The 4,174-nt window shown below is 70.9% G+C and carries 3 protein-coding genes; all 3 read left to right on the top strand.

What is annotated here, in order from left to right; translation table 11 throughout:
* On the top strand, positions 1 to 172 hold a 172-nt coding region (locus tag JNW98_RS34995), incomplete at its 5' end, for a DUF742 domain-containing protein (protein WP_223772302.1).
* Positions 153 to 734, top strand: a complete 582-nt coding sequence (locus JNW98_RS34990) for a GTP-binding protein (protein ID WP_223772301.1) — start codon at positions 153 to 155, stop codon at positions 732 to 734. The genes JNW98_RS34995 and JNW98_RS34990, both read left to right, overlap by 20 nt.
* Before the next feature lie 334 nt (positions 735 to 1,068).
* Positions 1,069 to 4,146 (top strand): sensor histidine kinase, encoded by a 3,078-nt coding sequence (locus tag JNW98_RS34985; RefSeq protein ID WP_223772300.1) that lies wholly within the window; start codon positions 1,069 to 1,071, stop codon positions 4,144 to 4,146.
* The last annotated feature ends 28 nt before the right edge of the window (positions 4,147 to 4,174 follow it).

Raw genomic sequence — 4,174 nt, 5'->3', positions numbered from 1 at the left:
CGAGGTCTCCGCGCTGCTGAGCATGCCGCTCGGCGTGGCGCGGATCCTGGTGGCCGACCTGGCGGAGGCCGGGATGGTGGCGATCCATCAGCCGGGCGGCGGCGGCGAGGCCGGCGGAACGCCGGATGTGACACTGCTCGAAAGGGTTCTCAGTGGACTTCGGAAGCTCTAGCGGGAACGCCGGCCGCTCCACGACCTCCGCGAAGATCGTGGTGGCCGGTGGTTTCGGCGTGGGCAAGACCACGTTCGTCGGCGCGGTCTCGGAGATCAGCCCGCTGCGCACCGAGGCCGTGATGACGTCCGCTTCGGCGGGCATCGACGATCTGAGCCACGTCCAGGACAAGACGACGACCACCGTCGCCATGGACTTCGGCCGCATCACGCTGGACGACGACCTGATCCTGTACCTGTTCGGCACCCCCGGACAGGACCGGTTCTGGTTCATGTGGGACGACCTCGTCCGCGGTGCCATCGGGGCGGTCGTCCTGGTGGACACCCGCCGCCTCGCCGACTGCTTCCCGGCCGTCGACTACTTCGAGAACAGCGGCCTGCCCTTCGTCATCGCCCTCAACGGCTTCCACGGAGCGCAGCCCTACTCTCCCGAAGAGGTGCGCGAGGCGCTGCAGATCGGTCCGGACGCGCCCATCATCACGACGGACGCGCGGCACCGGAACGAAGCGAAGAGCGCGCTCATCACGCTCGTCGAGCACGCCCTGATGGCGCGGCTGAAGTAGCCGGCGGGAGCGGGCGGCCGTGTGGGATGTGCCACGGGCCGCCCCCGGGGTTCATAACGTTTCGACAGAGAATTGACCGGGGCGCGACAGGTCCGCCACCACGGGCCGCAGCCGCCCGGTCTCCCTCCGCACATGTTTCGCCCGCCTTTTGGCGCCGCTCGCTCTTAATGCCCGTTTTATGTCGGGCATGTTCCCCCGGCCGTCGGCTCTGCCCACTGTTTGGAACGCACCGGTCCGGCGTGCTGGAATTTCCCGAACTGGGCCGTCGTGGCCCAGCCGAAAGACGGCACGGCGTCCCTGACGTCAGTGCCGACGCCGAGAGGTTGTTGGACGAGTGAGGCGAAGAAAGACCGGCACGGCGCAGCAGGCGCAAGACGCGCGGGGCAACTTCACACCGCCGTCGCAGGCCGCGGTGCAGCCCTCGGACGTTCCCCGGTCCCCCGTCGCACCCAGCGGCCGCGGCGGCCGGTTCTCGCCCCGCAACTGGCGGGTGGCCACCCGGCTGAACGCGATCCTCCTCATCCCCGTCCTGGTCGCCCTCGTCTTCGGCGGTCTCGGCATCAAGAACTCGGTCGACACCTGGACCGAGGCCGAGGACGCGGCCGACACCGCCCGGGTGGTGCGGGCCGCCGCCGACTACGCGCAGGCCGTCGTCGACGAGCGCGACAAGAGCGTCATGCCCCTGCTGGCGAAGCAGCGGGACGACGCGAACGTCAAGAAGGCCCGGGAGGCGACGGATTCCGCGCAGGCCGCCTTCCACGACACCGTCCGCTCCATGCCCGACACCCCCAGCCTGCAGCGCCGGCTGGCGGCCGTCCGGGACGCGGAGAAGAAGCTGCCGCAGATCCGGAAGACCGCGTACGCCTCCGAGGCCGCGAAGACCGAGGACGCGTACGGCTCCATCCAGCGTCCGCTGATGGCCTTCACCAACGAACTCGGCCTGGGCACCGGCACCGTCACCTCGTACGGCCGCATGGTGTACGCCGTCTCGCTGGCCAAGGCCGCCGAGTCGCTGCAGCGCTCCATGGGTACGCACCTGCTGGCCAAGCCGGAGATGGCCGCCAAGGACCGGCGCTTCCTGCTGACCTCCTTCTCCTCGTACAACTTCCTGGAGTACATCGCCTCCGACGAGTACACGACCGGTGGCACCCAGGAGGACATCGACCGGCTGAAGAACACGCTCAAGGAGAAGGCGCAGGTCGAGCAGCAGAACAAGATGGCGCTCGCCATCATGTCCGGCGAGTCGCCGGAGAAGCTGAAGGCCGTCGGCGTCACTCCGGAGTCCTGGTACACCACGGCCACCGGGAAGTTCGACGCCTACCGCGAGGTCGAGTCGCACCTCGCCGACCACGCGGTGGACCAGGCCTCGCAGGTCGCCTCCGACGCCCGCCGGGACGCCATCGTCAACGGCTCGATCATGATCGTCGCGCTGCTGGCCGCGTTCTTCGTCGCCGGGCGCATCGCCCGCTCGATGAGCCGCAGCATGCGCCGGCTGCGCGGTGCCGCCTTCGAGGTGGCCGAGCAGCGGCTGCCGGCCCTGGTCGACCAGCTCTCGCGCACCGAGCCGGGCCGGATCGACACCCGGGTGCAGCCCATCCCGATCGACACCAAGGACGAGATCGGCGAGGTCGCCCGCGCCTTCGACCAGGTGCACCGGGAGGCCGTCCGGCTCGCCGCCGAGCAGGCGATGCTCCGGGGCAACGTCAACGCGATCTTCACCAACCTCTCCCGCCGCAACCAGAGCCTGATCGAGGGCCAGCTGGAGCTCATCACCGGGCTGGAGAACAACGAGGCCGACCCGGACCAGCTGGAGAACCTCTTCCGGCTCGACCACCTGGCCACCCGTATGCGCCGCAACGGCGAGAACCTCCTCATCCTCGCGGGCGAGGAGCCGGGCCGCCGCTGGGACCAGCCGATTCCGCTGGTGGACGTGTTGCGCGCGGCCTCCTCCGAGGTGGAGGCGTACGAGCGCATCGAGCTGGACGGCGTCTCGGAGGCCGAGATCCACGGCCTGGCCGTGACCGACCTCGTGCACCTCCTCGCCGAGCTGCTGGAGAACGCGACCACGTTCTCCTCTCCGCACACCAAGGTCCGCGTCAACGCCACGCGTCTGCCCGACGGCCGCGTGATGGTCGAGATCCACGACAAGGGCATCGGGCTCACCCCCGAGGACTTCGCGGACATCAACCACAAGCTGGCCAACCCGCCGACCGTGGACGCCACGGTCTCCCAGCGGATGGGTCTCTTCGTGGTCGGCCGGCTGGCCATGCGGCACGGCATCCGCGTCCAGCTGCGCCCCTCGGGCGAGCAGGCGGGCACCACCTCGCTGGTCATGCTCCCGGAGATCATCACCCACGGTGGCGGTGGCGAGGACGAGCAGGCCGGCGACGACTTCACGGTCTCCCGGATCGTCCCCGAGCAGCAGGCGGGGCCGGTCGGCCCGGCCGGCGCGGCCGGTCTCCGGACCGCCGAGGAGCTCGGCTTCGACGACTCGCGCTACGAGGCGGGTGCGGCCGGCGCCCCGACGCTCGACCCGCTCGGCCGCTCGCGGCTGCGCGAGGAGCGGCGGGCCGCCCTGGAGGCGCACACCGCCGGGCAGTCGGGACCGTCCGGGGACACGTCCTCCCAGGTCCCGTCGCACGACACCCGGCAGACTCCCTTCGCCCCGCAGGCCACGGGTGAGCAGCCGTACGGTGGGCAGCCGTATACGGAAGCCGCCTACAGCGAACAGGGCTTCACCGACCAGCAGACCTACGGCGACTTCAACGCCCCCGCCTACCAAGGCGAGTGGGGTGGAACGACTCCGGAGGCCACTCCGTACCAGCACGAGTACGCGCCGGGTTACGGAGCGGAATCGGAATCTCAGCCGTCCGCTGACACGGCGCAGCCGGAGCGCGTAGAGTTCGACCGTCCGGGCCCCGCCTCGAGCGGCCCTCCCTCGCTGACCGGGTCCGGTCTGCCGCGCCGCGATCGGCAGTGGCAGCAGCCGGAGACGGGCGAGGAGGCCACGAGGGGCGGCGGAGAACCGGAGCAGTCCCAGCAGGACATCTCCCGGCCTCGGAACGAGGGGGACGCGTCCGCCGGGCAGTCGGCCAACGACGAGCGCTGGCACCGCGCCGAGCAGCTCCGGGTGCCGAAGGCGGGCGGAACGACTTCCTCCGGCCTCCCGCGCCGGGTGCCCAGGGCCAATCTGGTCGAGGGCAAGGCGGTGGAGACCTCCCAGGGCGGCCCGCAGATCTCCCGGGCCCCCGAGGACGTCCGCGGCAGGCTCGCCAACCTGCGCCGCGGTGTCCAGCAGGGGCGCAGCGCGGGGACGGACTCCTCGGAGTTCCCCGCGATCACCGCGCAGGAGCAGCACCAGCAACACGACCAGGGCTTCGGCCCCGGCGGCACCTACGAGCAGGAGCGTTAGTGTGAGCCCGATGAGCCAGGCGGCGCAG

Origin of the sequence: Streptomyces huiliensis (assembly GCF_020037025.1) — a bacterium.
Classification (GTDB): domain Bacteria; phylum Actinomycetota; class Actinomycetes; order Streptomycetales; family Streptomycetaceae; genus Streptomyces; species Streptomyces huiliensis.
This window is presented reverse-complemented; position numbering and strand designations above follow the sequence as displayed.